The 25,589-nt window shown below is 62.5% G+C and carries 25 protein-coding genes; 15 read left to right on the top strand and 10 right to left on the bottom strand.

Annotation, left to right across the window (positions count from 1 at the left end):
* Positions 1-16 precede the first annotated feature (16 nt).
* Entirely contained in the window at positions 17-850 is an 834-nt protein-coding gene (gene tauD, locus ACZZZU_RS02335; RefSeq protein ID WP_463549599.1) for a taurine dioxygenase, read from the top strand.
* A 124-nt stretch (positions 851-974) separates the two neighbouring features.
* On the opposite strand, the gene ACZZZU_RS02330 is transcribed toward tauD, so the two are convergent.
* On the bottom strand, positions 975-1,409 hold the full coding sequence (locus ACZZZU_RS02330; protein WP_463382815.1) for a DoxX family protein: 435 nt from the start codon (positions 1,407-1,409) through the stop codon (positions 975-977).
* Positions 1,410-1,588: 179 nt separating this feature from the next.
* Positions 1,589-3,007 (bottom strand): MltF family protein, encoded by a 1,419-nt coding sequence (locus tag ACZZZU_RS02325; protein ID WP_463549598.1) that lies wholly within the window; start codon positions 3,005-3,007, stop codon positions 1,589-1,591.
* A 241-nt stretch (positions 3,008-3,248) separates the two neighbouring features.
* Here ACZZZU_RS02325 and ACZZZU_RS02320 point away from each other — a divergent pair, with 241 nt between their 5' ends.
* Positions 3,249-4,067: a TatD family hydrolase gene (locus ACZZZU_RS02320; protein ID WP_463549597.1), complete on the top strand. Its 819-nt coding sequence runs from the start codon at positions 3,249-3,251 to the stop codon at positions 4,065-4,067.
* 84 nt (positions 4,068-4,151) lie between these two features.
* Here ACZZZU_RS02320 and ACZZZU_RS02315 read toward each other — a convergent pair whose 3' ends face one another.
* Entirely contained in the window at positions 4,152-4,397 is a 246-nt protein-coding gene (locus ACZZZU_RS02315; RefSeq protein ID WP_463549596.1) for a hypothetical protein, read from the bottom strand.
* A gap of 3 nt (positions 4,398-4,400) precedes the next feature.
* Entirely contained in the window at positions 4,401-5,162 is a 762-nt protein-coding gene (locus ACZZZU_RS02310) for an MlaA family lipoprotein (RefSeq protein WP_463549595.1), read from the bottom strand.
* Positions 5,163-5,327: 165 nt separating this feature from the next.
* On the opposite strand from ACZZZU_RS02310, the gene ACZZZU_RS02305 reads away from it, so the two are divergent.
* Both ACZZZU_RS02305 and ACZZZU_RS02300 read left to right on the top strand, forming a co-directional pair.
* Positions 5,328-6,038 carry a response regulator gene (locus tag ACZZZU_RS02305; protein WP_122495849.1) on the top strand — a complete coding sequence of 237 codons (711 nt, stop codon included), beginning with the start codon at positions 5,328-5,330 and terminating at the stop codon, positions 6,036-6,038.
* Positions 6,035-7,369 (top strand): ATP-binding protein, encoded by a 1,335-nt coding sequence (locus ACZZZU_RS02300; RefSeq protein WP_463549594.1) that lies wholly within the window; start codon positions 6,035-6,037, stop codon positions 7,367-7,369. The genes ACZZZU_RS02305 and ACZZZU_RS02300 overlap by 4 nt, the downstream gene beginning before the upstream one ends.
* 2 nt (positions 7,370-7,371) lie before the next feature.
* Here the strand turns inward: ACZZZU_RS02300 and ACZZZU_RS02295 are convergent, their stop codons facing one another.
* The 6 genes from ACZZZU_RS02295 to ACZZZU_RS02270 form a co-directional block, all read right to left on the bottom strand.
* Positions 7,372-7,695, bottom strand: coding sequence for a helix-turn-helix domain-containing transcriptional regulator (locus ACZZZU_RS02295; RefSeq protein ID WP_463549593.1), 324 nt, complete (start codon positions 7,693-7,695; stop codon positions 7,372-7,374).
* The gene (locus ACZZZU_RS02290) at positions 7,686-8,051 is read right to left on the bottom strand and encodes a type II toxin-antitoxin system RelE/ParE family toxin (protein WP_122495843.1); all 366 of its coding nucleotides are present in this window, start codon (positions 8,049-8,051) and stop codon (positions 7,686-7,688) included. The genes ACZZZU_RS02295 and ACZZZU_RS02290 overlap by 10 nt, the downstream gene beginning before the upstream one ends.
* Positions 8,052-8,352: 301 nt before the next feature.
* Positions 8,353-8,763: a hypothetical protein gene (locus ACZZZU_RS02285; protein WP_122495841.1), complete on the bottom strand. Its 411-nt coding sequence runs from the start codon at positions 8,761-8,763 to the stop codon at positions 8,353-8,355.
* A 120-nt stretch (positions 8,764-8,883) separates the two neighbouring features.
* Entirely contained in the window at positions 8,884-9,195 is a 312-nt protein-coding gene (locus tag ACZZZU_RS02280; protein ID WP_163016667.1) for a YgaP family membrane protein, read from the bottom strand.
* Between the two features lie 106 nt (positions 9,196-9,301).
* Positions 9,302-9,508 carry a hypothetical protein gene (locus ACZZZU_RS02275; protein ID WP_122495838.1) on the bottom strand — a complete coding sequence of 69 codons (207 nt, stop codon included), beginning with the start codon at positions 9,506-9,508 and terminating at the stop codon, positions 9,302-9,304.
* A gap of 37 nt (positions 9,509-9,545) precedes the next feature.
* Positions 9,546-9,872 carry a hypothetical protein gene (locus ACZZZU_RS02270; protein WP_122495836.1) on the bottom strand — a complete coding sequence of 109 codons (327 nt, stop codon included), beginning with the start codon at positions 9,870-9,872 and terminating at the stop codon, positions 9,546-9,548.
* 239 nt (positions 9,873-10,111) lie between these two features.
* Between ACZZZU_RS02270 and ACZZZU_RS02265 the strand changes: the two genes are divergently transcribed.
* From ACZZZU_RS02265 to ACZZZU_RS02215, 11 genes are all read left to right on the top strand, one after another.
* On the top strand, positions 10,112-11,236 hold the full coding sequence (locus ACZZZU_RS02265) for a mechanosensitive ion channel family protein (protein WP_463536539.1): 1,125 nt from the start codon (positions 10,112-10,114) through the stop codon (positions 11,234-11,236).
* 286 nt (positions 11,237-11,522) lie between these two features.
* Positions 11,523-13,058: a glycogen synthase GlgA gene (gene glgA, locus ACZZZU_RS02260; RefSeq protein WP_463552090.1), complete on the top strand. Its 1,536-nt coding sequence runs from the start codon at positions 11,523-11,525 to the stop codon at positions 13,056-13,058.
* Positions 13,058-14,830 carry a malto-oligosyltrehalose trehalohydrolase gene (treZ, locus tag ACZZZU_RS02255; protein ID WP_463549592.1) on the top strand — a complete coding sequence of 591 codons (1,773 nt, stop codon included), beginning with the start codon at positions 13,058-13,060 and terminating at the stop codon, positions 14,828-14,830. The genes glgA and treZ overlap by 1 nt, the downstream gene beginning before the upstream one ends.
* The gene (malQ, locus tag ACZZZU_RS02250; RefSeq protein WP_463549591.1) at positions 14,827-16,920 is read left to right on the top strand and encodes a 4-alpha-glucanotransferase; all 2,094 of its coding nucleotides are present in this window, start codon (positions 14,827-14,829) and stop codon (positions 16,918-16,920) included. Before treZ ends, malQ begins: the two co-directional genes overlap by 4 nt.
* Entirely contained in the window at positions 16,913-19,774 is a 2,862-nt protein-coding gene (locus ACZZZU_RS02245; protein WP_463549590.1) for a malto-oligosyltrehalose synthase, read from the top strand. Before malQ ends, ACZZZU_RS02245 begins: the two co-directional genes overlap by 8 nt.
* The gene (locus tag ACZZZU_RS02240) at positions 19,771-20,166 is read left to right on the top strand and encodes a DUF2934 domain-containing protein (protein WP_463536540.1); all 396 of its coding nucleotides are present in this window, start codon (positions 19,771-19,773) and stop codon (positions 20,164-20,166) included. Before ACZZZU_RS02245 ends, ACZZZU_RS02240 begins: the two co-directional genes overlap by 4 nt.
* A gap of 68 nt (positions 20,167-20,234) precedes the next feature.
* Positions 20,235-22,400 (top strand): glycogen debranching protein GlgX, encoded by a 2,166-nt coding sequence (gene glgX / locus ACZZZU_RS02235; protein ID WP_122495821.1) that lies wholly within the window; start codon positions 20,235-20,237, stop codon positions 22,398-22,400.
* Positions 22,401-22,402: 2 nt separating this feature from the next.
* A complete protein-coding gene (locus ACZZZU_RS02230; protein ID WP_463552089.1) occupies positions 22,403-23,464 on the top strand; it encodes an acyl-CoA dehydrogenase in 1,062 nt (353 codons plus the stop codon).
* Positions 23,461-24,225, top strand: coding sequence for a PIG-L family deacetylase (locus ACZZZU_RS02225; RefSeq protein WP_122495818.1), 765 nt, complete (start codon positions 23,461-23,463; stop codon positions 24,223-24,225). The genes ACZZZU_RS02230 and ACZZZU_RS02225 overlap by 4 nt, the downstream gene beginning before the upstream one ends.
* A gap of 10 nt (positions 24,226-24,235) precedes the next feature.
* A complete protein-coding gene (locus tag ACZZZU_RS02220; RefSeq protein ID WP_122495816.1) occupies positions 24,236-24,847 on the top strand; it encodes a class I SAM-dependent methyltransferase in 612 nt (203 codons plus the stop codon).
* The gene (locus ACZZZU_RS02215; RefSeq protein WP_463549589.1) at positions 24,844-25,509 is read left to right on the top strand and encodes a glycosyltransferase family 2 protein; all 666 of its coding nucleotides are present in this window, start codon (positions 24,844-24,846) and stop codon (positions 25,507-25,509) included. Before ACZZZU_RS02220 ends, ACZZZU_RS02215 begins: the two co-directional genes overlap by 4 nt.
* Positions 25,510-25,589 lie beyond the last annotated feature (80 nt).

Raw genomic sequence — 25,589 nt, 5'->3', positions numbered from 1 at the left:
ATGTAAGAGAACGACCATGAGCCTGCACATCACCCCCTTGTGTTCCGCCCTGGGCGCCCAGGTTGAAGGCGTTACCCTCAGCGAGCCGCTGAGCGACGCCAACCGCCGCGCCATCGAGCAGGCGCTGCTCGACCATCAAGTGCTGTTCTTCCGTAACCAGCCCATCACACCGCAGCAGCAAGCCCGGTTTGCCGCGCAGTTTGGCGACCTGCACATTCACCCGATTTACCCCAATGTGCCGGAACAGCCTGAAGTGCTGATTCTCGACACCGCCGTGACCGACGTGCGCGACAACGCCATCTGGCACACCGACGTCACCTTCTTGCCGGAGCCTGCGATGGGCGCCGTGCTAAGCGCCAAGCTGCTGCCGGCCAAAGGCGGCGACACCTTGTGGGCCAGCGGCATTGCCGCGTATGACGCGCTGTCGGCGCCGCTGAAAAGTCTGCTTGATGGCCTGACCGCCACCCACGATTTCACCCGTTCGTTTCCGCTGGAGCGCTACGGCAGCACGCCGAAAGACTACGCACGCTGGGACGAAACCCGGCGCAAGCATCCACCGCAATCGCACCCCGTTGTGCGCACCCATCCGGCGAGCGGGCGCAAGGCGCTGTTTGTGAGTGAGGGCTTTACCAGCAAGATCAACGAACTCGAACCTGCCGAAAGCCAGGCCCTGCTCAACTTCCTGTTCGCCCACGCCACCAAGCCGGAATTTTTCGTGCGCTGGCGCTGGCAGGAAAACGACATCGCCTTTTGGGATAACCGCGTGACCCAGCACTACGCGGTCGATGATTACCGACCGCAACGGCGGGTGATGCAGCGCGCGACGATATTGGGCGACCGGCCGTTTTAGAGAGCGTCCAGGCTTGCCGCTTGCCGTTGATGCTCGTCCCAAGGCGCTGGGGTGGGAGAAAATGCCGTCCTGCCCAAACGCAAAAAAGCCCGCACTCGGCGGGCTTTTTCGTTGTGGCGATTAATCAGCCAGCAATTTTGCGATCCAGCGAGAACTTGCCGGCGCCTTCCACCAGCAGCGTGGCGCTGATAACGGCCAGAATCAGCGCGTATTCAAAGCCGTTGGTGGCCATAAAGAAGCCGTTGCCGATGTGCACCGCGAAAATGGCGACCAGCATGGCGATCACCAGCGACAGGGCCGCTGGGCGCACCAACAAACCGATTACCAGGGCCAAGCCACCAAAGAATTCGGCGCTGCCGGCCATCAGGGCCATCAGGTAGCCCGGGGTGATGCCGATGCTTTCCATCCACTGCCCGGTGCCGTCCAGGCCGTAGCCGCCGAAAAGGCCGAAGAGTTTTTGCGAACCGTGGGAAGCGAACGTCAGACCGGTGACGACGCGAAGAAGAGTGATGCCCAAACCTGCACGAGTGGCGAGTACGGTGTTGATCAGCTTGTTCATGGTGCGTTCCTTGTTGAGGCTAAGTAGGTGTTGGTGGCCGCATTCTAAACAATAAATTCGATACGAATAGCGGGATTTTTGCGTTAAACCTATCTATTTTGTAGATGTGTAAATTCTTGCAGCGAGAGTTTCAGGGTTCGCCAGCAAGCTGGCTCCTACGGGGGAACCGTGGGAACCCGTTATTTCTTGGTACTCGCCACTTTCGCTTTGGGGATTAGCTGCTCGCGCTCGCGGTCATACGCCAGGTAGTACTTGTTCACCGCGTTGACGTAGCTGACCACGCCCATGCCCACCTGCTCCATGGCGATCCGTTCCACTTGGAAGAACCACTGGTTGGGGTTCAGGCCACGTCGTTTGGCTTCAGCGCGAAAGCCCTGCACGCGCTGCGGGCCTAGGTTGTAGGCGGCGAGCACGAAGGCCATGCGCTCGCGCTCGTTGATTTGCGCGCTGCTGAAGAAGTTGCGGCGAATGCGCGCCAGGTACTTGGCGCTGGCCTGCACGTTGCCCTCCAGACCTTTTACATCGCTGATGCCAACGCTGCGCGCGGCCGCCGGGGTGATTTGCATCAAGCCGGTAGCACCGCCGCTGCCGCGAGCCGCTGGGTTGAGTGTTGATTCCTTGAACGCCAACGCGGCGAGGGCCAGCCAGTCGATGTCCTGCTCGTTGCCGTAGCGCTGCAGCACCGGGCGCACTTTCTCCAGGCGCTGCCGGTCGCTGCGCGCCAGCGGGTCATGGACTTTATAGATGCGGCGGTAAATGCGCTGGAAGGCGACGTCCTGGTCAGTGGGCGTGCTGTAACCGCTGAGAAACCGGTCGATGGCGGCCCGCAGCATGGGCGCGTCGGGCCGCACGAACCAATTGATATCGCCCTGCTCGCTGAGCACCAGTTGCCGATCGATGCGCAACTTGGGCATGACTTTAAGCCAGCGCTCGGCGATCGGCAGTTCGACGGCGGTGTACGGGAAAATTCCGGCCTCGACCATTTCCAGCACATCTTCGACGGCCAGGCTGGGGTCGACCCATTCAACGCTGATGGGCGCCAATTTGCGCAACGCCAATTGCTGGTTGACGGTTTCCAACGCCTCCGCCGCCGCGCTACCCGCCGGCAATGCCAAGCTGCGGCCCGCCAGTTGGTCAAGGCGCTGATAGCGTTTGCTGCCTTGGCGAGCAACGAGCACCAGCGGCACTTGGGCGCGAATCGCCACGCTCGGGCTGACGTCCTGGCCGCTGCGGGCGTTAAGCAATTCGCCGGGCACTACCAAATCGCCCTCGCCACGCTGCAAGGCGCCGAGCAGTTGGTCTTTGGCTTTGGGGATGATTTTCAGCGTCAGCGGACGGCCGTCGCGGGCATTGCGGTTGAGGTACTGCTCGAAGGCACGCAGACGGTGGTATTCAAGGCCGATGGCTTGGCCTTTTACTTCGCCGGAGCTATTACGGCTCTGGTTGACCAGCACGCGTAATACGCCGCTGCTGCGAATTTTGCTGAGGTCGCGCACCTGGCTCGGATGCTGCCAGCCTTCCTGCGGCCCGGCCAAACGCGCAGCCGCCGGCAGGGGCAGCAGCACCAGGCACAGTAGAAGCAGCAACGCTCGGGTCATTCAGTCTCCAGATGCCACGCCGGTCAGCGGACGTGGTCACCATCAATATCGGCCGCCTAACAGTGACGGCACCGGGGCGGGTTCCCCGGCAAGGGGCGCGGAGGGTCGCACAGCGCTCGGCAGGACGCCAGCCTAAGCGTGTATCAACTTTAACAAGCGCTCATAAGCAGCTGTATTTTATAGCTTTATAGATGTTCGTGGGGAGATGGTAAGCTGCACCGCTCCGCAGTGAGGTAGCACGATGCAACTCATCGACATTGGCGTCAATCTGACCCACGACAGCTTTGCCCAGAACTATGAAGCAGTGCTCGCCCGCGCCTATGAGGCCGGTGTATGCCAATTGCTGCTCACCGGCACCAGTCTGGAAGGCAGCGAAAAAGCCCTGGACCTGTGCCGCCGCGCCGACGAAACCGGCGCGCGGTTGTTCAGCACAGCGGGCGTCCACCCTCATGACGCCAGCAGTTGGACCGGCGCGACGGCCGCCCAACTGCGCTCGCTATTAAAGGAAGACCGCGTCCGCGCCGTTGGCGAATGCGGGTTGGATTTTAACCGCGACTTCTCGCCTCGTCCGTTGCAGGAAAAAGCGCTGGAAGAGCAGCTGGCGCTGGCCGTGGAATTGAAGATGCCGGTGTTCCTACATGAGCGCGACGCCAACCAGCGGCTGCTGGAGATACTGCGCGATTACCGCGACCAGTTGCCCGCAGCTGTGGTGCATTGCTTCACCGGCGAAAAGCGCGCGCTGTTCAGTTACCTAGATTTGGACCTGCACATCGGCATCACCGGCTGGATTTGCGACGAACGCCGCGGCACCCATCTGCATCCACTGGTGAAGGAAATTCCGGTCGGCCGCCTGATGCTGGAAAGCGACGCGCCTTACCTGTTGCCGCGCACATTGCGCCCCAAACCGAAGAACGGCCGCAACGAGCCGGCGTATTTGCCTGAGGTTTTGAAAGAAGTGGCAACGCATCGGCAGGAAACGCCGGCGTATCTGGCAGCGCATACCACTGACTGCGCGCGGGCGTTTTTTCGATTGCCCGTGGTTGAGGCGCGCGAGGAGTAGCCATCTAAACCGCGCCACGTGGGAAATCATCGCGGCTGAAGCCGCTCCCACAGGTTGGGCGCTCGGCGGGGGCGGCTTCGCGTTTTACCGTTCCCGCATCCTCAATTCCCCGCTACTGATCATCCAGTGCGTAAACGCCGCCAGCGACACCTGATAACTGCACACCACCAGCGCACTCGCCCCCGGCCGGTAATTTTCGAAGTAGCAGTTGAGCACCAGGGCGCGCCCATCCTCGGAAACGCTCAAGCCCTCCTCGCGGTAGTGCAATTCGCCGTCATGGCGTTCTATGTCTTGGCGCACCACGAGCACCGGTTGCGGGGCACTAGCCATGGCTTACTCCAGTTCGCAGCCGCGATAGCGCTCGGCCGCGTTCACAGCGCCTAATTTTCCTTCCGCTACCAACCGCGCCCGGGCAGCGGCGGTGTAGTCGCGCAAGGCGCTGTAGTAGTCGGGCCCGGTTTCCAGTTGATCGGTGAGCGGCAGCGCTTCGGCGCGGCCATCTACGGTGGAGCCAACTGTGTAGATGGTGCCGATGGTGGCCACGGTGTCGCTGTTATCGCCGAACGGGGAAAACAGGAAGTTGGCCACCCGCCCGACGCTGTCGCGACTGTTGGCCGAACCCAGCAGTGGCCATTCCAGCACCGGACCGTCACCAATGCCCCACACGCCAAAAGTCTGGCCGAAATCAGCCTTGTGATGCACCAACCCCATGCGCCCGGCTGTGTCGAACAGACCCGCCACGCCCAACAGCGTGTTTATGGTGAACCGCCCCACGGTGTTCATGGCCCGCTGGCCGTTGCCTTGCAGCACGTCGTTCACGAATACCTTGGGCTCGGCAAAGTTCGCGGCGAAGTTATGCACGCCGTCTTGCACCGGCTGCGGCAGTTTGGCGTAGCCACGGGCCACCGGCTGCAGCACGTATTCGTCGGCCACGCGGTTGAACCCGAACACGCTGCGGTTGACCGGCTCTAGCGGGTCGCGCAGTTCATAACCAATCGCCGCGCAATCAACCTCACGCTCCGAATGACTGCACCCCACCAGTGGCGCCAGCACCGCACATACGCCCAGAAGCTGAACCGCTTTTACTGCCGACATAACGCTCTCCTTTGACTGAATGCCGGCGAGCTTGGCGGGTGGTTTTTGCGCGAAGATGTCTGCTTGATGGCGGCGCGGCAGCAATGTTGCACGATTGAAATATATGACCGGTCGGGGCAAATGGTTTTAGATGGCGGCCTGCCCCACCACCGGAACCGACCACCTGTGAACCGACTGCTGATCGTGGACGACGACGTCGAAATCCTGGCCTTGCTGAAGAAGTTTTTCGTTCAGCACTCATACGAGGTGGCGGTCGCCACCGATGGCGACGCCATGTGGGCCGCCATCGCCCGGCAGCGTCCGGATGTGATTGTGCTCGACGTCATGCTGCCCGGTCAGAGCGGCCTGAGCCTGTGCCAGCGGCTGCACAGCGAGTGGCGGATTCCGGTGATCATGCTCACGGCGATGGCCGAACTGAGCGACCGCATCATCGGCCTGGAGTTGGGCGCCGATGACTACCTGAGCAAGCCCTTCGATGCCCGCGAGCTACTGGCCCGGGTACGTGCGGTGCAACGCCGCGCGGGCGAGGCGCCCAAACCCCTCACCGACAATGAACGACCAGTGGTGATATTTGCCGATTGGCAACTGGACGTTACCCGCCGCGAATTGCGCTCGCCCGACGGCGTGATGATTCCGCTGTCGGCCGGCGAATTCGAGTTGCTGCTGGTATTCGTCGAGCACCCCGGGCGCATTTTGAGCCGCGAACAGTTGCTCGACCTGTGCCACGGTCACGCCCATGACGCGTTCGACCGCAGCATTGATGTGCAAGTAAGCCGCCTGCGCCGCAAGATCGAGCCCGACAGCAAACGGCCGGACATCATTCGCACCGTGCGCAACGGCGGCTATCAATTCAGCCCTAACGTCAGCCGTCGATGAACTTGCCGCGCCGCCCCACCGACACCATCGCCCGCTGGATCGCCCTGACCATCGCCTTGGCAATGGCCGCTGCGCTCGTGCTGAATCTGGTGTTTACCCAATTGGCTGGCGTTTGGGCCAAGCCGGCGCTGCCCCAGAGCGGACTGTTGGAGAAGATCGCGCTCAGCGCACGCATCATCGAAGCCGCGCCTGCTGACATGCGGCTGGAATTGGCCCGCGCCAGCGGTGAGGCGAACTTTGTCGTCAACTGGTTTAGCGAGCGCAAACAAATCGACCTGCCGGCCACGGTGGACGACTACGAAGAAGGTGACGCGCTGTTGCACGAGCTGCTCGGCCCTGCAGCCATCAGCGTTGAAGGTTACAGTCCAGACGACTGGCCAGCGCCCAATCGAGACCGGCCTTACGTGCTGGTGATGCAATTGCGCGATCACAGCTGGCTGACCTTTACCGCGCCAGATCGCAGCTGGGGTCTGGACCCGGCCGTGCGCCTGGCGATTATTGTCAGCCTTGGCTTGATCGCCATCATCGCCGTCGCCTGGTTCGCCACCCGCCAACTGGCCTTGCCGCTGCAACAATTTGCCAACGCGGCGCGGCGCTTTGGCAGTGATTTTCGGGCTCCGCCTATCGAGCCAATCGGGCCGCAGGAAATTCGCCAGGCGATTCTCGCGTTTAACGCCATGCAGGCGCAGATCCAACACTTCGTGGCAGATCGCTCGCAGATGTTGGCGGCTATTTCCCACGACCTTCGCGCCCCGCTCACCCGCATGCGCCTGCGCGGCGAGTTCATTGAGGACAGCGAGCAGCAGCGCAAACTGTTCCGCGACGTGGACGAGATGCAAAGCATGATCAACGCCGCGCTCGACTTCTTCCGCGACGATGCGCGGCTGGAAGTGGCCACGCCGTTCGACCTGGCCGAATTGCTGCAAACCTTGCGCGACGACTACCGCGACCAGGCCATTGAACTGCCTTTTAGCGGTCCGTCGAAGCTGGTGTACACCGGGCGTCCGGTGGGGCTGAAGCGAGTGATGACCAACCTGGTGGACAACGCCCTCAAATACGCGCACTCGCCTGCGCTATCGCTGTGCACAACGGATGCCGGCATTGAAATTGAGGTTAACGACAGAGGTCCCGGCATTCCGGAACATGCGTTGCAGCAGGTATTTGAGCCCTTTTTCCGCCTGGACAGTTCAAGGAATCCCAACTCTGCTGGGGTCGGCCTAGGCCTTTCGGCGGCACGAGCCATCGTGCGCGAACACGGCGGCGAGTTACAGCTGGTCAACCGCGCCGACGGTGGGCTGTCGGCGCGGCTCTGGCTGCCGTGGAATGGATGAACTCAGTTGGCCGGCACCGTGTGCACTTCAATTTGCAAGCGCAAGGCGGTTCGCAGCGCATTGAAGATCGCGGCCAGGTTATCCATGTTGGGATTGCCGGTGGGCGACAACATGCGGTGCAGGCTTTTGCTCGGCTTTTGCGTTTCAACCGAGAGCTGTTCGAAGCCGATGGTGGCGTTCACTAGATCGCGCAGCACCAGGCGCGCAACGTCGGGTTCGCCATTAAGGAAAAGTGTGGCGGCTTCGTGAAGCAGAGATTGGGCGAACGCCGGTTCGCGCTCAACGCGGTCGACGATGGTTTGTTTGAAATCGCGGGTTAGCGCCATGGTGGCGTCTCCTCTATGCCGGCTCCGCTGGCAATCAGCTCGGCTTTACGTGCTTTGTATTCTGCGAACAGCGCTTGTGCCTTGTGGATGTCGGCGGGCTGAGTGGCTTTGGTGCCGCCGCCGAACAAGACGATCAACGTGTCGCGTTCCTTTGCCAGATAAATGCGATAACCCGGCCCCCAATCGATTCGGTACTCGCCAATACCGCTGAACCACTTGATGGCCGACGTATTGCCCAACTCCATTCGAACCAGCGCGATGGAAACCTTCGTAGCGGCCTGAATAGACAGCGAATCGAACCATCGTTTGTAAGGGCTGGACTCATCCTTGCGTAAATACTCAACGACTCTTGGCATGCGGATAGTAACCTATGTGTTACTTCATGGTAAAGCTGATAATCCATTTATCAGCCGAACCAGCATGCCAAGCGCTGCGCGGCTTGCCCGCAGGACTCATTGGAGTTGGGTTTGGGAAGGATCTTGCTAAAGAAGGAGTAATGGCGGCTCGCGCCTAGGCCCGCGCGAAGCATTTCGCGTTTTTCTGAAAGCGCCCGACCGATCGCGGTCGAGCACGGCTTTCTACGCAAGGATCACGTGCCCGCTTTCGCCGCGATGACGGCGCATTGTGGCAAACAGCGTGATTGAGCTTTTTCGCCCCCTACCACGCCCCACTAATCTGCTCCGTCAACGGCATCTGCTCGCCCAGCTTAAAGCTGCGCACACCGATGCTGGCTTTCTGCGGGCAGTAGACGGCGCGGCAATTGTCGCCGAGGTCTTCGGCAACCAAACGATCGGCTTGGGCGGAAATACGCAGCACGCATTGGCTGGTGCTTTCCTGATAGCTGTAAACCCCAGGGCTCTGTTTTTTGGCGACGCCGCGTATGCGGCAGGTGAGGTCGTCGCGCCCGGCGGCGGTCAGCGCGAATTTCAGCGTGCCGTCGAGCAGGTTGATTACTTCGATGGTGTCTTGGCCGTTGACCCGTCGACCGTCGGGTATTTCCAGCCAATCAGCGTTTGCGGGCAGTACAGCAATAAGCAGAAGCAGCGAAACCACACACTTGGAGTACATGGCAGAGATTCCTTAAGCCAGGGCGGGAGCCTGGCAATGTGCGCGTTTGTCGGCGGTATAACGCAGAACGCCGACGCCCCATAAGTGGTGGCGTCGGCGCAGTGGTTAGACAGCTCGGTATTATTTTGTTTTTTTCGCGCTGGCTGCGTGAAGTGCAGTCAGTTGGTCCGAAGCGGACTGCAACCTGGCCTTGATTGCCAGCAGTTCATCCTGACGTTCAACAATCACTCGCTTCGCCGGGCAACGGCCGGTAAGACCGCGCAGCAACATGATGCTGCCCAAGGCAGCGCGCACACTGCCTATCACGCCCCCGCGGCGCAGGCCGGTGCCAACCATGGCGGCACCGCTGGTAATGCACATTGCGCGTTCCCAGCCATGAACATTTTGCGGGTGGGCCTCAAGCTCGCGGGCCAACGCTTCAAAAGCGACCATAACCTTCTCCTTGTTTTCGTTCGGTGGCCGTAACGACAGTTCGTCACGCCCTACACAACCGACCGGTTCCGATGGCAAGCGTTCACTGTTTGCGGTTTTGTGACTGTCAGGCGTAGCGCGCGTCTTGCGGTTGCGGCAGCTCGGGGTTTTCGCCCGGTTCGCCACGGGGCAGTTCTGGCGGCACGTCATCGGGCACTTCTGGCGGGGTTTCGTCCGGCACCTGGGCGTACAACTCTGGCAGGCGCACCACAAACTCTTCGCCAGCCAGGCGGTCGCTAAAGAAACTTTCCAATACTTTTGTCGATGCGTTCATGGTCGCCTCCTGCTTTAAACGACGGGTTTAAGACGGGTTAGAAAGAAATACGACGGCGGTTGAACAGGGTCTGCATGGCGCGCAGGCTCAGTTCCTGACCGCTGTAGGTCGGCAGCTTGTGCGCGGTGCAGTGAGCGCTGGTGCCGCTCAACGCGTTATCGCGGATCAGCACTTCGCGTTTGATGCTCAGAATCTCGTCGTTGGCAGCGGCTTGGCTGTAAACGGTTTTTCCGGCGATCACTTTGATCAGCGCTTCGTTATTGGCGCTTTTCAGGGCCAGCACAAAGGTGCCGTCCGGGCGTGGTTGCAACGACACGTCATGGCTTGGGAAGGCAGATACATAAAGATCGGTAAGAAGTTGCATGACGTGCTCCTGAAGAAGGTCTATTCGCTCAGGACTAAAATTGCAAGATGAACGCCAACCTGCAGAAACTATTTTTCCCGTTATCTTTCAATCACTTGAAAAACTTACAAAGCGTGCTTCGCAGGCAATCTGCACGAAGTACCCGGTTGGCCATCATGCAAATTGCATCCTGAAACCACCTGAACCCCCTCGCCCTGCCCCGGTCACTAAAACACGCTTAGCCAACAGGGCCCTTTCCGATGCTTGAGGATTTTCAACGCCAGTTTCCTATCGCCGAATTGAAAACAGTGCTCGCCGCTGCCATCACCGTCTTGGTGCTAATGCTTGCAGCACGGCTGGTAACCCGGGTCCTTGCGCGCCTGGCCAAACCCTTTGCGTTTCCTCGTGAATTGGTGAGGCAGCTACGCGATCCGGTCTGCGTGCTGTTGCCCCTGCTCGGGCTGCAAACTGTGTGGACTGCAGCCGACGACAGCTTCCGCCTGATCGGCCCGCTGCGCCACGTCACCACCTTGGCCATCATCGGCGCCTTTACTTGGCTGGGGCTGCGAGCGGTGGCCGCGGTGCAGGAGATGATCCTGATTCACAACCCGGTGGACATCGCCGACAACTTGCGCGCCCGGCGCATCCAAACGCAAACCCGCGTGCTGGTGCGCACCCTAAGCTTTTTCGTTCTGCTGTTCGGCCTGGCCGCCATGCTGATGACGTTCCCTAGCGCCCGCCAATTCGGCGGCAGCCTGTTGGCGTCGGCGGGGGTCGCGGGCTTGGCGGTGGGCTTCGCGGCCAAGCCGGTTTTGGGCAATCTGATTGCGGGCCTACAAATCGCCATGACGCAGCCTATCCGCCTGGACGACGTGGTGATCGTCGAGAACGAATGGGGCCGAATCGAGGAAATCACCGGCACTTACGTGGTTGTGCGCATCTGGGACGACCGCCGCCTCATCGTGCCGCTGCAATGGTTTATAGAGAATCCGTTTCAGAACTGGACCCGCTCCTCGTCCTCGCTAACAGGCGCCGTCATCTTCTGGGTCGACTACGCCATTCCGCTTGAGCCGCTGCGCAAGGAACTCGAACGCCTGCTCAAGCAAGTGCCGCAATTGTGGGACGGCCGTGTCAGCGTGCTGCAGGTGGTCGACACGTCCGACCGCGCCATCCAACTGCGCGTTTTGGTGAGCTCGCGCGACTCGTCCAGCGGCTGGGATTTGCGCTGCTATATCCGCGAGAACCTGATCAATTTCATCAGCCACAAACACCCCGATTGCCTGCCGCAATTGCGCGCTGCGTTTCAAAGCAGTCCGACCCACCACGTGGTGGATCCCCACGTGCACGAGCCGATTGCCGAACCGGAACGCCAACCCCCCGTGTAATCGGCCAGCGCGCCTTGCCGCCGCTGCGCCCGACGAGCGGTTGACTGGGAAAAAAAGTAGAAACTTTTTCGCGGACCGGCCAGTCAGCACTTACGTAGGGGCAAGACCTGTTTCGACAGGGCCAAACCACTCCAACACACTTATTCGAATTCGTATTGGCGTAGCCGATACGGAGCGTTTTTTTACGCGACTGACAATCTTTTTTTGCGCGGTCGACTTAGCGAAATGAGCGCCGGCTCGTGAACGACCGGCGCCACGGGAGGAACACATGGGAACTGCACTAGCGATGGAACGGTTAGACGATTTCGCTTCGATTGTCGCCCCCAAGGCTCAACCTCCGGTTGAAAGCACCAAGCCAAAAACGCTGTATCCCAATAAGAAAAAAATCCTCTTCGTGACGTCCGAGCTGGCTGACTTGATCAAGGTGGGCGGCCTTGGCGATGTGTCCGCTGCCCTGCCCCGCGCCCTCTCCGGCCAACATGACATTCGGGTGCTGATTCCCGGCTACCCGCAAGTGCTGGAAAGCGGCCACCCGCTGCGCGTGATCGGCGAAGTTAAAGGCCATGCCGCGCTTCCTTCGTGCAAGATCGGCCGCATGGACTTGCCCGACGGCCTGATCGTGTACGTGCTGATCAGCCCCGAGCTGTACGAGCGCGAAGGCACGCCCTATGGCGACGTCAACAGCCGCGACTGGCCAGACAACCATATCCGCTTCGCCCGTCTGGGCATGGCCGCTGCCGACATCGCCGCCGGCACCGCCTGCATCAGCTGGTGCCCGGACCTGGTCCACGCCAACGACTGGCCGACGGCCCTCACGCCCGCCTATATGAAGTGGCAGGAGCAAGACACGCCCTGCGTGTTCACCATTCACAACCTGGCCTACCAGGGAATGATCGACATGCATTGCAGCCCCGAACTCGCCCTGCCGCCGGAAGCCTGCGGGCCGGAAGGCATGGAGTTCTACGGCAAGCTGTCGCTGCTCAAGGCCGGCATCACCTACGCCGACCACATCACCACCGTCAGCCATACCTATGCCCAGGAAATCACCACCGAGGCGTTCGGCTGCGGTATGCAAGGCATGCTGCAGGTGAAGACCAACGAGGGCAGCCTCAGCGGTATCACCAATGGCATCGACGAAAGCTGGGACCCACGCACCGACACCCACCTGGTTGCCAACTTCAGCATGCACAACCTGGGCGGGAAGAAACAAAACGCCGAATACGTCGAGCAGCTGTTTGGCCTGGATGCCGATAGCGGCCCCCTGTTCGCCGTGGTCTCGCGTCTGGTGCAGCAAAAAGGTATCGACCTGACCCTCGAAGTGGTCGACACCATCGTGCAAGGCGGCGGTCGCCTGGCGGTGATCGGTCGCGGTGAGCCGGAGCTGGAACAGGCCCTCACCGAAATGGCCAAGCGCTATCCCGGCCGCGTCGGTGTGAAAGTCGGCTTTAACGAAACCGACGCCCGCCGCATGTTTGCCGGCAGCGACTTCCTGCTCATGCCGTCGCGCTTCGAGCCGTGCGGCCTGAGCCAGATGTACGCCCAACGCTTTGGTTCGCTACCCATCGCGCGCAAGACCGGCGGCCTGGCCGACACCATCGAAGATGGCGTCACCGGCTTCCTGTTCCGCGACGCTACCGCCGAGAGCTACACAGACGCGGTGCAGCGCGCCCTCACGGTTTTCCAATACCCCGAGCTGCTGAACGCCATGCGCTGCCGCGCCATGGCCTCGCCGCTGTTCTGGAAGCAGTCGGTTGAACCCTACGACCGTCTGTACAAAGACCTGCTGCAACAAAAAGCCGCCCGTGCGCGAGGGCAATGGTGATGTCGGCGCCGACCACCCGGCCGGCACACGGCGCCCTCCCCGTAGCGGAGGGACTCACCCGCTTCGCGCTCTGGGCACCGCAAGCCAACACGGTTGACGTGGTGTTTGCCGATGGCAGCGCGCAGCCCTTGCAGAAAGAGACCGAGGGCTGGTTTCGCGCCGAGCTGCCTTGCCCGATTGGAGGCGCGTACGCCTACCGCATCGACGGCGGCCAGCAAGTACCCGACCCGGCCTCTCGCGCCCAGCAGGACACCGTGCACGGCTTCAGCCTGGTAACCGACCCCACCGCCTACGCTTGGCAACAAGCCGACTGGCGCGGCCGGCCATGGCACGAAACGGTGTTGTACGAAGTGCATGTGGGACTGCTGGGCGGCTTTGCCGGTGTTGAACAGCGGCTCGCCGATTTACGCGAACTGGGCGTGACCGCCATCGAGCTGATGCCCATTAACCAGTTTCCCGGCGAACGTAACTGGGGCTACGACGGCGTGTTGCCGTTCGCGCCGCAGCGCAACTACGGCAGCCCCGATGAACTGCGCCATCTAATCGACACCGCCCATGGCCTGGGCCTGATGGTGTTTGTCGACGTGGTCTACAACCACTTCGGGCCAGACGGCAATTACCTCGGCCTGTACGCCAAGGATTTCTTTCGCGAAGACATCACCACACCGTGGGGGCCGTCTATCGACTTCCGCCGCGCCCAGGTGCGTGACTTTTTTATCGAAAACGCGCTGATGTGGGTGCACGACTACCGAGTCGACGGCCTGCGCTTCGACGCCGTGCACGCCATCAGCGAAAAAGACTTTCTGATCGAAATGGCCCAGCGCCTGCGCGCCTCGGTGCCGCTGGATCGCCAGCTGCACCTGGTGCTGGAAAACGAGCACAACAGCGCTGAGTTGCTGCAAGCCGGCTTTGATGCGCAATGGAACGACGACGGCCATAACACCCTGCACGTGCTGCTCACCGACGAGCACGAGGGCTACTACCAGGATTATTGCCAGCAGCCGACCGAGAAACTCGCCCGCTGCCTCCAAGAAGGCTTCGTCTACCAGGGCCAGGAAAATCGTCACGGGCATACCCGTGGCGAGCCCAGCGGGCACCTGCCGCCCACCGCCTTCGTGCTGTTTCTGCAGAACCACGACCAAGTGGGCAACCGTGCCTTTGGCGAGCGGCTAAGCACCCTCTGCGACCCGGACGCCTTGAAGGCCGCCACTGTGCTGTTGCTGCTGTCGCCGATGATTCCACTGTTGTTCATGGGCGAGGAATGGGGCTCACGCCAGTCATTTCTATTCTTCACCGACCACCATGACGAACTGGCCGTTGCCGTGCGCGATGGCCGGCGCAACGAGTTCAAAGACTTCGCCGTGTTCCAGGATGCTGCCATCCGCGACAGCATTCCCGACCCGAACAAACTCGGCACCTTCAACGCCTCGCTGCCCGATTACGCCCCGGACATCGAGCCCAGCCATCAAGCCTGGCGCATTTACTACCGCAAGTTGTTGGAGCTGCGTCAGCAGCTGATCGTGCCGCTGCTTCCCGGCAGCCGCGCCGGCCATGTGCAGGTGCTCGGCGACAAAGCCGTGAGCGCCAACTGGACGCTGGGCGACGGCAGCAAGCTGCGCATTGACCTCAACCTCAGCAACCAGCCCGTCAGCGCCCCGCCGCTGGGGCCGGCGGCGCGCGTCATCTTCGGCAACCGCATCGACTTGCACGCTGCGCAACAAGGCTTGCGCGGCCCATTTAGCGCATTGGCATCATTAGAGGAAAGCGCATGAGCGACGAGCAACTGGCCAGCCTGTCTACCGCAGCAGGACTGAGCGTCGACTGGGTAGACGCCAACGGCCGGCCGCAACGCGTAGATCCCGACGCCCAACGAGCGTTGGTCGAAGCCCTGGGTTACGCGGCCCAAAGCCCGCAACAAATCGCGGCCAGCCTGGCGCACCTTGAACAGCAACAGCACCGCCGCGAACTCGACCCGCTGCTGACCCACGAGATGCACAAGCCGCTGTCACTGGCCAGCGAGTTTGGCGCCAACACGCCCTTCAGCCTGCATTTGGAAAACGGCCGTCGAGTGGACGGGCGTCTCGATGGCCACGGCTGCCTGCCGGCCATTGCCGACTACGGTTATCACCGCCTGCAAATTGGCGAGCGGCTGATCACCGTCGCCGTCGCCCCGCCCGCCTGCCTGAGCGTGGAAGAGTTGACCGACGGCCAGCGCCGGCACATTTGGGGCCTGACCGCACAGGTGTATTCGCTGCGCCGCAACAACGACGGCGGGCTCGGCGATATGCAGGCGCTTGCCGATCTGGCGCGCAGCGCTGCCCACCATGGCGCCGACGCGCTGGCCATCAGCCCCATGCACGCCATGTTCAGCGCCTGGCCGGGCCAGTACAGTCCGTACTCGCCCTCCAGCCGCTTACTGTTCAACGCCTTGCACGCCGCGCCAGACATGATTCTTGGCGACGCGGCCGTCAACGACGCGCTGCAAATCTGTGGCCTGCACGACAACCGCAAACAGCTCGAAAGCCTCGACCTGGTCGACTGGCCGGGCGTCACGGATAGCCGCCAGCGCCTGCTGCGCCAGCTCTATCAAACCTTCCGCGACCAGCACAACGCGCTGACGCCGGACTTCGATAAGTTCTTGCTGTGCGGCGGCGACGCACTGTTGCAGCACTGCCGCTTCGAAGCCTTGCAGGGCTTTATGGTGCGCAACGAAATGTCCGGCGACTGGCGCACCTGGCCGGAGCATTACCGCGACCCGCACCACGCCAATGTCGACCTGTTCGCCGCCGACCACGCCCAGGAAGTTGGCTACCACGCCTTCTGCCAATGGCTGATGGCGCGCAGCATGGGCCGCGCCCAGGCCGCTGCGTTGAACGCCGGGATGAAAATTGGCCTGATCGCCGACCTGGCCGTGGGTGCCGATGGCGCCGGCAGCCAGGCCTGGTCGCGCCAGGACGAACTGCTGCAAAGCCTCACCGTTGGCGCGCCACCCGACATCCTCAACCGTCAGGGCCAGAGCTGGGGCATCTCGGCGTTCTCACCAGACGGCTTGCGCCGCAACGGTTACCGCGCCTTTATCGAAATGCTGCAAGCCAACCTTGCCCACGTGGGCGGTGTGCGCATCGATCATGTGATGGGCTTGCAACGCCTGTGGGTGATTCCGCAGGGCGCGCCGCCGCAAGCCGGCGCGTACCTGAACTATCCGCTCCAAGACTTGCTGCGCCTGGTGGCGCTGGAGTCGTGGCGCAACCGCGCGCTTGTGATCGGCGAAGACCTCGGCACCGTGCCCGACGGCCTGCGTGAAGAGTTGGGCCGCAGCCGCCTGCTCGGCATGCGCGTGCTGCTGTTCGAGCAAAAGAACGGCGCCTTTATTCCCGCACCGCAGTGGCCGGACGACGCGTTGGCGACCACCACCACCCACGACCTGCCCACCCTGCACGGCTGGATGCAAGGCCGCGATATCGAATGGCGAGAGATGGCCGGGCAATCGACGCCCGAACAGAGCGTCGACGACCGCAGCCATCGCCACTGGGAAAAGCACAACCTGCACAAAGCCTTTCAAGACTGCGCATTGCTGCCAATTCGCGACAACAGCATCACTGAGCAACTGGACGCTAGCGTCTCGTTCCTCGGCAGCACGCCGGCGCCATTGGTGCTGCTGCCGTTGGAAGACGCCATGGGCGAATTCGAACAACCCAACCTGCCCGGACCCGGCGACACGCACCCCAACTGGCGCCGCCGCTGGAGCATGAACGCCGCCGATATGCTCGACCGCCCCGAACCGAGCCAACGGCTGGAACGCCTCGACCAAGCGCGCCGCGCCCGTGATCACTTAGCGCCATCGAGACACCGCAATGACTAAGCCATTACGTCCACTGACGGCCACTGTCCGTCTGCAATTTCATAAAGACTTCACCCTCGACGACGCGGTGCCGCTGGTTGGCTACTTTGCCGACCTAGGCATCAGCCACCTGTACGCCTCGCCGATTTTGACCGCGCGGCCCGGTTCCACCCACGGCTACGACGTCGTAGACCCCACCCGCATCAACCCCGAATTGGGCGGCGAAGACGCACTACTGCGCTTAGTGGCCGAGCTGCGTGCCCATGGCATGGGCTTGCTGCTGGACATCGTCTCCAACCACATGGCCGTGGGCGGCGACGCCAACCCGTGGTGGCTCGACGTACTCGAATGGGGCCCGACCAGCCCCTACGCGAATTTCTTCGACATTCAGTGGCGCTCCCACGACCCGCTGATGGTCGGCCAACTGCTGGTGCCCTTCCTGCGCACCGATTACGGCGAAGTGCTCGGCGCCGGGGAAATCGAACTGAAGTTCGAAGCCGAAACCGGCAGCTTGTATGCCCAGCACTACGAACACCGCTTCCCGCTCTGGCCTCCCACCTACGCCGACGTGCTGAAGACCAGCGAAGACGCGACGCTGCAAGCCTTCGCCGCGCGCTTCGAAAGCCTCGACGTCGACCCCATGGCCTGGCACAGCGCCCGACAAATTCGCGCGGATCTTGCCGAGGCGGTCCAGGTGCCGGACGTGGGCTTGGCGCTGGCCGAGGCGGTCAGCCACTTCGAAGTGGTGAGCGGCAAAATCGACGACAGCGGCAGCATTGACCAATACGCCTTCGACAACCTGCACCGCCTGCTCGAACGCCAGCACTATCGCCTGGCGAGCTGGCGCACCGCGGCTGACGACATCAACTGGCGGCGCTTCTTCGACATCAACGAACTGGGCGGCTTGCGGGTTGAGCGCAACCGCGTGTTCGAAGCCACCCACGCGAAAATTTTCGAGCTGATTCAGCGCGGCTTGGTGGACGGGCTGCGCATCGACCACGTCGATGGTCTGGCCAACCCCGGCAGCTACTGCCGCAAACTGCGCCGGCGAGTGAACGGCTTGCTGAACAAACGCCCAAGCGAGCTGCGCGACGCTCAGGGCAAGGCGCTGCCGTTCCCGATTTATGTGGAAAAAATCATCGGCGCCGGCGAGCAGTTGCCCACCAACTGGGCGGTGGATGGCACCACCGGCTACGAATTTATGAACGAGGTGTCGCTCCTGCAGCACGACCCCATTGGCCAACTGCAATTGGCCGACCTGTGGGAAACCCGCAGCGGCCGAACCGCCAACTTTATGGACGAGGTGCGCGAGGCGCGAAACCTGGTGCTCAACGGCACCCTGGCCGGCGACCTTGAAGCGCTGGCGCAGGGCTTGTTGTTGGTCGCCCGCGATGACGTTTATACCCGCGACCTGACGCTCGGCTCCATCCGCCGTGCGCTGCTGGAATTGATCGTGCACTTCCCGGTGTACCGCACCTATGCCGGCGGGCATGGCCGTTCCGAGCAGGATCAACTGTTCTTCGCTCAAGCCTTGGAAGCCGCGCGCAACAACCTCAGCGAAGCCGACTGGCCGATTCTCGACTACCTCGACCGCTGGCTGGGTGGCGAAGCACTGCGTCAGTTGCCCCCAGGCCCGGCGCGCCGGCAGCGGCAGAAAATGCTCACGCGCTTTCAACAACTCACCTCGCCCGCTGCCGCCAAAGCCGTGGAAGACACCGCGTGCTACCGCAGCGCCGTGCTGCTGTCGCGCAACGATGTGGGCTTCGACCCGCAGCACTTCAGCGCGCCGGTGGCCGAGATCGAAGCGAGCTGGCAACGCCGCGCCGAGCACCTGCCCAACAACCTGCTGACCACCGCCACCCACGACCACAAACGCGGCGAAGACACCCGTGCGCGCTTGGCGGCCATCAGTGAGCGCTCAACCTGGCTGGTGGAGCACATCGACCGCTGGTGGCCGATGGCGGCGCCGCTGCGCCAAGAACTCACCGACGGCATGGCGCCGAGTGCCGGCGACGAAATGATGCTGTACCAAACCCTGCTCGGCAGTTGGCCCCTAGGCCTGGCTGGTGACGACCAAACCGGCCTGGACGCCTACTTCCAGCGCTTGGTTGGCTGGCAGGAAAAAGCGCTGCGCGAAGCCAAACTGCGCAGCAGCTGGAGCGCCAACAACGAGGCTTACGAAGGCGCTTGCCGCAGCTTCTTGCAGCAACTGCTGCAAAGCCCCGAAGCCCTGGAATTGCGCAAAGACATCGCCAACGCGGCGGCCTCGCTAGCGCCCGCCGGCGCCCTCAATGGCCTGGTGCAGACGCTGCTGCGCATGACCACGCCCGGCGTACCCGACCTGTACCAGGGCGCCGAATTCTGGGACTTCAGCCTGGTCGACCCGGACAACCGCCGCCCGGTGGATTTCGCCGCGCGCCAGGGCGCCTTGAGCCAGCCCAAAGCCATTAGCGAGCAGCTTGCGCACTGGGCCGACGGCCCGTTGAAACAGGGCCTGATTCGCCACACCTTGCACCTGCGCGCCTGCCAGCCACAGGTGTTTTCGGCCGGCAGTTACCGGCCGCTGACCGTCGCTGGCAGTCAGGCCGACCGCGTGTTGGCGTTCGCCCGTTATGTCGACGATGAGCAGTTTGTGATCGTGCTGGTACCGCGCCTGGCCGCGAACCTGCTCGGTGACAGCGCCACGCCATTGATTCCTGCCAGCGCCTGGGGTGACACGCACCTCGTGCTGCCGCCCGAACTCAGCCGTCACACGCTGATCAGCGCTTTTACTGCCAGCAGCCACACCCCGGTGGACGGTCGCCTTGACGTCGCCCACCTCCTGCGGGATTTCCCGGTCACTTTGCTTCACCCCTTTCAGGAGCCTCGGCCATGAGCATCGACGAAAAACGCGTTAGTGAATTCGCATTCCAAATCTGGGAATCGGAAGGCAAACCCGAAGGCCAAGCCGAACGCCATTGGCAAATGGCGCTGAAGCTGGCCGCCTCCGAAGCCGGCGTGCCGGCCGCGAAGAAAACGGTCAAAGGTAAAACCTTGCCGGCGCCGAACCCGGCGATTCCAGCGGCGAAAAAACCGGCCGCCAAGGCTGAAAAACCCGCGTTGCTGGAAGCCAAGCCAGCAAAACCTGCGGCGAAAAAAACCGCCGAAAAATCACCTGAACCGAAAGCCGCTGCGCCAGCCAAATCTACTGACAGCAAGCCCGCTAAACCGGCTGCCAACAAACCAGCCGCGGCAAAAAAACCGGCCGCCAAACCGCCTAAGGCCTGAATCACAGGCTAGTCGGCGTGAAGTGATCGTTATCGGAATTCAATGTTGAATCGAAGGAATCGTCACCCATGACCAAGCCGCATAAATCGCCCACTGGGGCGCCGCAAGTCGTGCGGCAATCGCGCATTTCTGAAGGCCATCCGTTCCCCCTGGGCGCAACCTGGGATGGCCTCGGCGTCAACTTTGCGCTGTTCTCCGCCCATGCCACGAAAGTGGAGCTGTGCCTGTTCGACAGCACCGGTGAAACCGAACTCGAACGCATCGTGCTGCCTGAATACACCGACGAAATCTGGCACGGCTACCTGCCCGACGCGCACCCCGGGCAAATTTATGGCTACCGCGTATACGGCCCGTACGAGCCCTCGGCCGGGCACCGTTTCAACCCCAACAAACTGTTGATCGACCCCTACGCCAAACAGTTGGTTGGCAAGCTGAAATGGTCTGAAGCGCTGTTCGGCTACACCATCGGCCACAAAGACGCCGACCTCAGTTTCGATAAGCGCGACAGCGCCAAATTCGTGCCGAAAAGCAAAGTTATCGACCCAGCGTTCACCTGGGGCGAGCGCCCCCATGTGCGCGTGCCGTGGGACAGCACGATCATTTACGAAGCCCACGTGCGCGGCACCAGCATGCGTCACCCCGCCGTGGCTGAAAACCTGCGTGGCACCTACGCCGGACTGATGAACCCGGACCTGCTGCAGCACATCAAAAAGCTCGGCGTTTCCACCATCGAGCTGCTGCCCGTGCACGGGTTTGTCGACGACAAACACCTGCTCGAAAAAGGCATGAACAACTATTGGGGCTACAACACCATCGCCTTCTTCGCGCCCCACGCCGGCTACTCGGCGAGCGGGCATATCAACGAATTCAAAGAAATGGTCGCCCACCTGCACGACGCGGGTTTGGAAGTGCTGCTCGACGTGGTTTACAACCACACGGCCGAGGGCAACGAGATGGGCCCGACCCTGAGCATGCGCGGCATCGACAACGCCAGTTACTACCGCCTGCTGCCCAGCGATAAACGCCATTACATCAACGATTCCGGCACCGGCAATACGCTGGACCTGAGCCACCCGTGCGTGCTGCAAATGGTCACCGACTCGCTGCGCTATTGGGCCACGGAAATGCGCGTGGACGGTTTCCGCTTCGACCTGGCGACCATTCTCGGCCGCTACGCCGATGGCTTCGACGAGCGCCACAGCTTCTTGGTTGCCTGTCGCCAGGACCCGGTGCTGAGCAAAACCAAACTCATCGCCGAGCCGTGGGACTGCGGTCCCGGCGGCTATCAGGTCGGCGGCTTCCCGCCGGGCTGGGCCGAGTGGAACGACCGCTTCCGTGACAATGTGCGCGCGTTCTGGCGCGGCGACGAAGGCCAAGTCGCCGAACTGGCAAGCCGCCTGACAGCGTCCGGCGACCTGTTCAACCAACGCGGCCGCCGCCCGTTTGCCTCGGTGAACTTCATCACCGCCCACGACGGTTTCACCCTGCGCGACGTGGTGTCGTACGACCACAAACACAACGACGCCAACGGTGAAGACAACCGCGACGGCAGCGACAACAACATCTCGTGGAACCACGGCGCCGAAGGCCCGACCGACGACCCGGAAATTCGCACCCTGCGCCTGCGCCAGATGCGCAACATGCTGGCGACGTTGCTGCTGTCCCAAGGCACACCGATGCTGGTGGCCGGCGACGAATTCAGTCGCACCCAGGGCGGCAACAACAACGTGTATTGCCAAGACAACGAGATCGGCTGGGTGGATTGGGAGCTGGACGACGAAGGCCGCAGCCTGATGGAGTTCACGCGTCGGGTCATCAGCCTGCGCAAAGCCTTCCCGATCCTGCGTCGTGGCCGCTTCCTGGTTGGCCAGTACAACGAGGAACTCGGGGTCAAGGACGTCACCTGGCTGTCGCCGTGCGGCAACGAGATGACCGAAGAGCAGTGGCAAGACCCTCATGCCCGCTGCCTGGGCATGCTCATGGACGGTCGTGCGCAACCCACCGGCATCCGCCGCAAAGGCGCTGACGCGACCTTGCTGCTGGTGCTCAACTCGCACCATGACGTGGTCAACTTCACCCTGCCGGAAGTCGCCCAGGGCATGAACTGGAAGTGCTTGTTGGACAGCAATCGTCCCGAAGACCACAGCCACGAAGTGTTCGAGTTTGGCGACGAGTTCACCGTCACCAGCCGTTCACTGTTGTTGTTCGAGCTGCAGCGCGACGCCAACGCGTAACGCTGGCCCTCAACGGAGACCGCCGCATGGAACGTCACTACAGCGACGCCGACCTGCAGGCGTTTCTCGCCGCCCTCACCTGCCCGGTTCGACAACCGGGCCAGGTGCTCAAACAGTTGGTCAACGAAGGCCTCGACCGCCTTCCCTATCCCGCCGGCGGCGCCACGTTGCACCGCTGGCGCGGTTTGGCCAGCGTCGCGGCGACTGATCTGAGCCTGTGCAAACTCTACGAAGGACACACCGACGCCTTGGCCATTCTGGCCGAGGTCGATTGCGTGGACGAAGCCGCGCGCTACGCCATGCCTGCCGACAGCACCTGGGGCATGTGGGCCGCAGAACCGCCGCAGGCCAAAGTGCATATCAACTCGCGCACCTCCGCCCAGGATGTTCGCCTGGACGGGCGCAAAGCCTGGTGTTCCGGCGCCACGCAGATTAGCCACGCGCTGCTTACGTGCTGGGACGAAGAAGGCCAACAGCAGCTAGTCGCCGTTTCCCTGCAACAGCCAGGCGTCACGGTGCTGGACGAGGGTTGGCACGCCGTCGGCATGGCGGCCACCGGCAGCGTGTCGGTGAATTTCGAACAGGCGCGCGGGCATTGCATCGGGCCTCCAGGCGCCTATTTGCAACGTCCGGGTTTCTGGCAAGGCGGCGCCGGTATCGCCGCGTGCTGGTTTGGCGCGGCCCAGGCCGTGGGCGAAGCGTTGCGTCGCCATTGCCGCGCCCATGCCGAACCCCATGCGTTGGCGCACTTGGGCGCGCTGGACACCGCGCTTAGCGCCACTGCCGACGGTTTGCGAGCCGGCGCCCAGTGGGTCGACAACAACCCCTACGCCAACGCCGAACACCTGGCGCGGCGCTTGCGCAGCCTGTGCGAGTGGGCCGCCAACCAGGCGCTGGAGCATGTCGGCCGAGCGCTTGGCGCAGCGCCTTATTGTTTAGATGAAAAATTTGCCCAACTGCTGGCAGACCTGCCTGTCTATCTGAGACAGAGCCATGCAGAACGCGACCTCGCCGCTCAGGGTGAGCGGGTTGCAGATGAACCGGAAGGAAGCTGGATGATATGAAGCCCAACCTGATCAATAGCCAGCTTATCGGTACGCCTTTACACGCCTGGAACCAGTCCCGGCGCCTTGCGGATGTCGCCCCGATCAGCATCGACGAACTGATGCCGGTGGGGTCGCGCGCCGTCATCGTCGCGCCACACCCGGACGATGAAGTCCTGGGCTGCGGCGGCCTGCTGCAACAGTTGGCGGCGCGCCATATTCCGGTATTGCTGGTTTCCGTTACCGCTGGCACGGCGAGCAACCTGGGCTCGCATTACTGGACGCCGCAACGCCTGAGCATCGCCCGCCCGCTGGAAAGCGCGCAGGCGCTGCGCCGCCTTGGCCTAGACCAAAGCCAATACAAATGGCTGCATGCCGGGCTGCCCGATACCCAAGTTCACCTGTTCCAGCACGACCTGACGCAGTTTCTGCTCGGTTACCTGCTGCCCACCGACGTGCTGTTTACCACGTGGCGCGAAGACGGCCATAGCGACCACGAAGCCACCGCTGCCGCGTGTTTGCAGGCTGCTGAACGCCTCGACGTGCCGGTCAAGGAAATTCCGATCTGGGCCTGGCACTGGGCCCATCCTGAAGACGCACGAATTCCTTGGGAACGTGCCCGCAAGCTGCCTCTGGACACCTGGACGCAGGCGCGGAAACGCCACGCCATTCAAGCCTTTGCCAGTCAGATTCACGCCGACCCGCAGGCTGATTTGCCACCCGTATTGCCTGCCTGCGCCGTGGAGCGCTTGCAGCAGCCGTTCGAGTTGATCTTTGTTTGAGGGGCGCGTCATGAGCGTGGCGGATAGCTACTTTGAAGGCCTTTTCCGCGCCGATGCCGACCCTTGGGCCATGCGCACACGCTGGTACGAACGGCGCAAACGTAATCTCACCCTCTCGGCCCTGCCCCATCACCGCTACCGCAGCGTGTTGGAGCTGGGCTGCGCCAACGGCGAGCTGAGCGCGCGGCTGGCCAACCGCAGCGGGCAACTGCTGTGCTGCGACACCTCGACCACCGCTTTGGAGATCGCCCGGGCCCGGCTCGGGCAGCGCCATAACGTGCAGTTCTGGCAGGGCCGACTGCCCAAAGAATGGCCGCCCGGTAAATTCGACCTGATTGTGTTCAGCGAGCTCGGTTACTACCTCGACAGCACCGACCTTACCCAACTGATTTTCACCATGCGCTACGCCCTGGCACCGGGCGGCACGCTGGTCGCCTGCCATTGGCGCCACCCCATCGACGGGTGCCCGCACACCGGCGATGAAGTGCACAACGAATTGCACAAACTGCTGCGCATGCCGCGCCTGGTCTGGCACCAGGAAACGGATTTTTTGATGGAGGTGTGGAGCGAAAACCCCGCCTCTGTTGCTGAGCAAGAAGGCCTGATCAGGAGAGAAACATGATTGGAGTAATCATCCCGGTACACAACGAAGAGGCCCTGCTGGGCAAGTGCCTGCAAGCCGTGCAACGCGCCGCCGCGCACCCGGAACTGCACGGCGAAACCGTGCACGTTCTGGTGGTGCTCGACAGCTGCACCGACGCCTCGGCGCACATTGCCCTGCAATTCGACGTGGCGACCCTGGCGGTCGATGCCCGCAACGTCGGTGAAGCGCGCCTGCAAGGCATCCGCCTGATGCTGGACCAAGGCGCCCGCTGGCTGGCCTGCACCGACGCCGACAGCGAAGTGGCCGAAGACTGGCTGGTGGCGCAGCTGCGCCAGGGCACCGATGTGGTGTGCGGCACCGTGCAGATCGCCGACTGGGGCGATATCCCCGACGAGGCCCAAGCGCTGTACCGCGCTCGTTATCACAACGGCGATGGGCATCGGCATATCCACGGTGCAAACCTGGGCTTCAGTGCGCTGGCCTATACGCGCGCCGGTGGGTTTGAACCGTTGGTAGTCAATGAGGATGTGGCGTTGATCGGCCGCTTCCAAGCGACCGGCGCGAGCATTGCCTGGTCGGCACTGCCGCAAGTGACCACCAGCGCGCGATTGGATGTACGTATGGCGGGCGGTTTTGCCGATTATCTGCGCGGTTTGGCTTATGAGCCGCAAGCCGCTTAGCTAAAACGGACCGCCGCCTGCTCGCGCTCACAATGGGACGGTTTTCCCGATTGTGGGAGCGGCCAGGCGGCGATCCGCTT

This window comes from Pseudomonas sp. AC136 (assembly GCF_979258585.1).
This window is presented reverse-complemented; position numbering and strand designations above follow the sequence as displayed.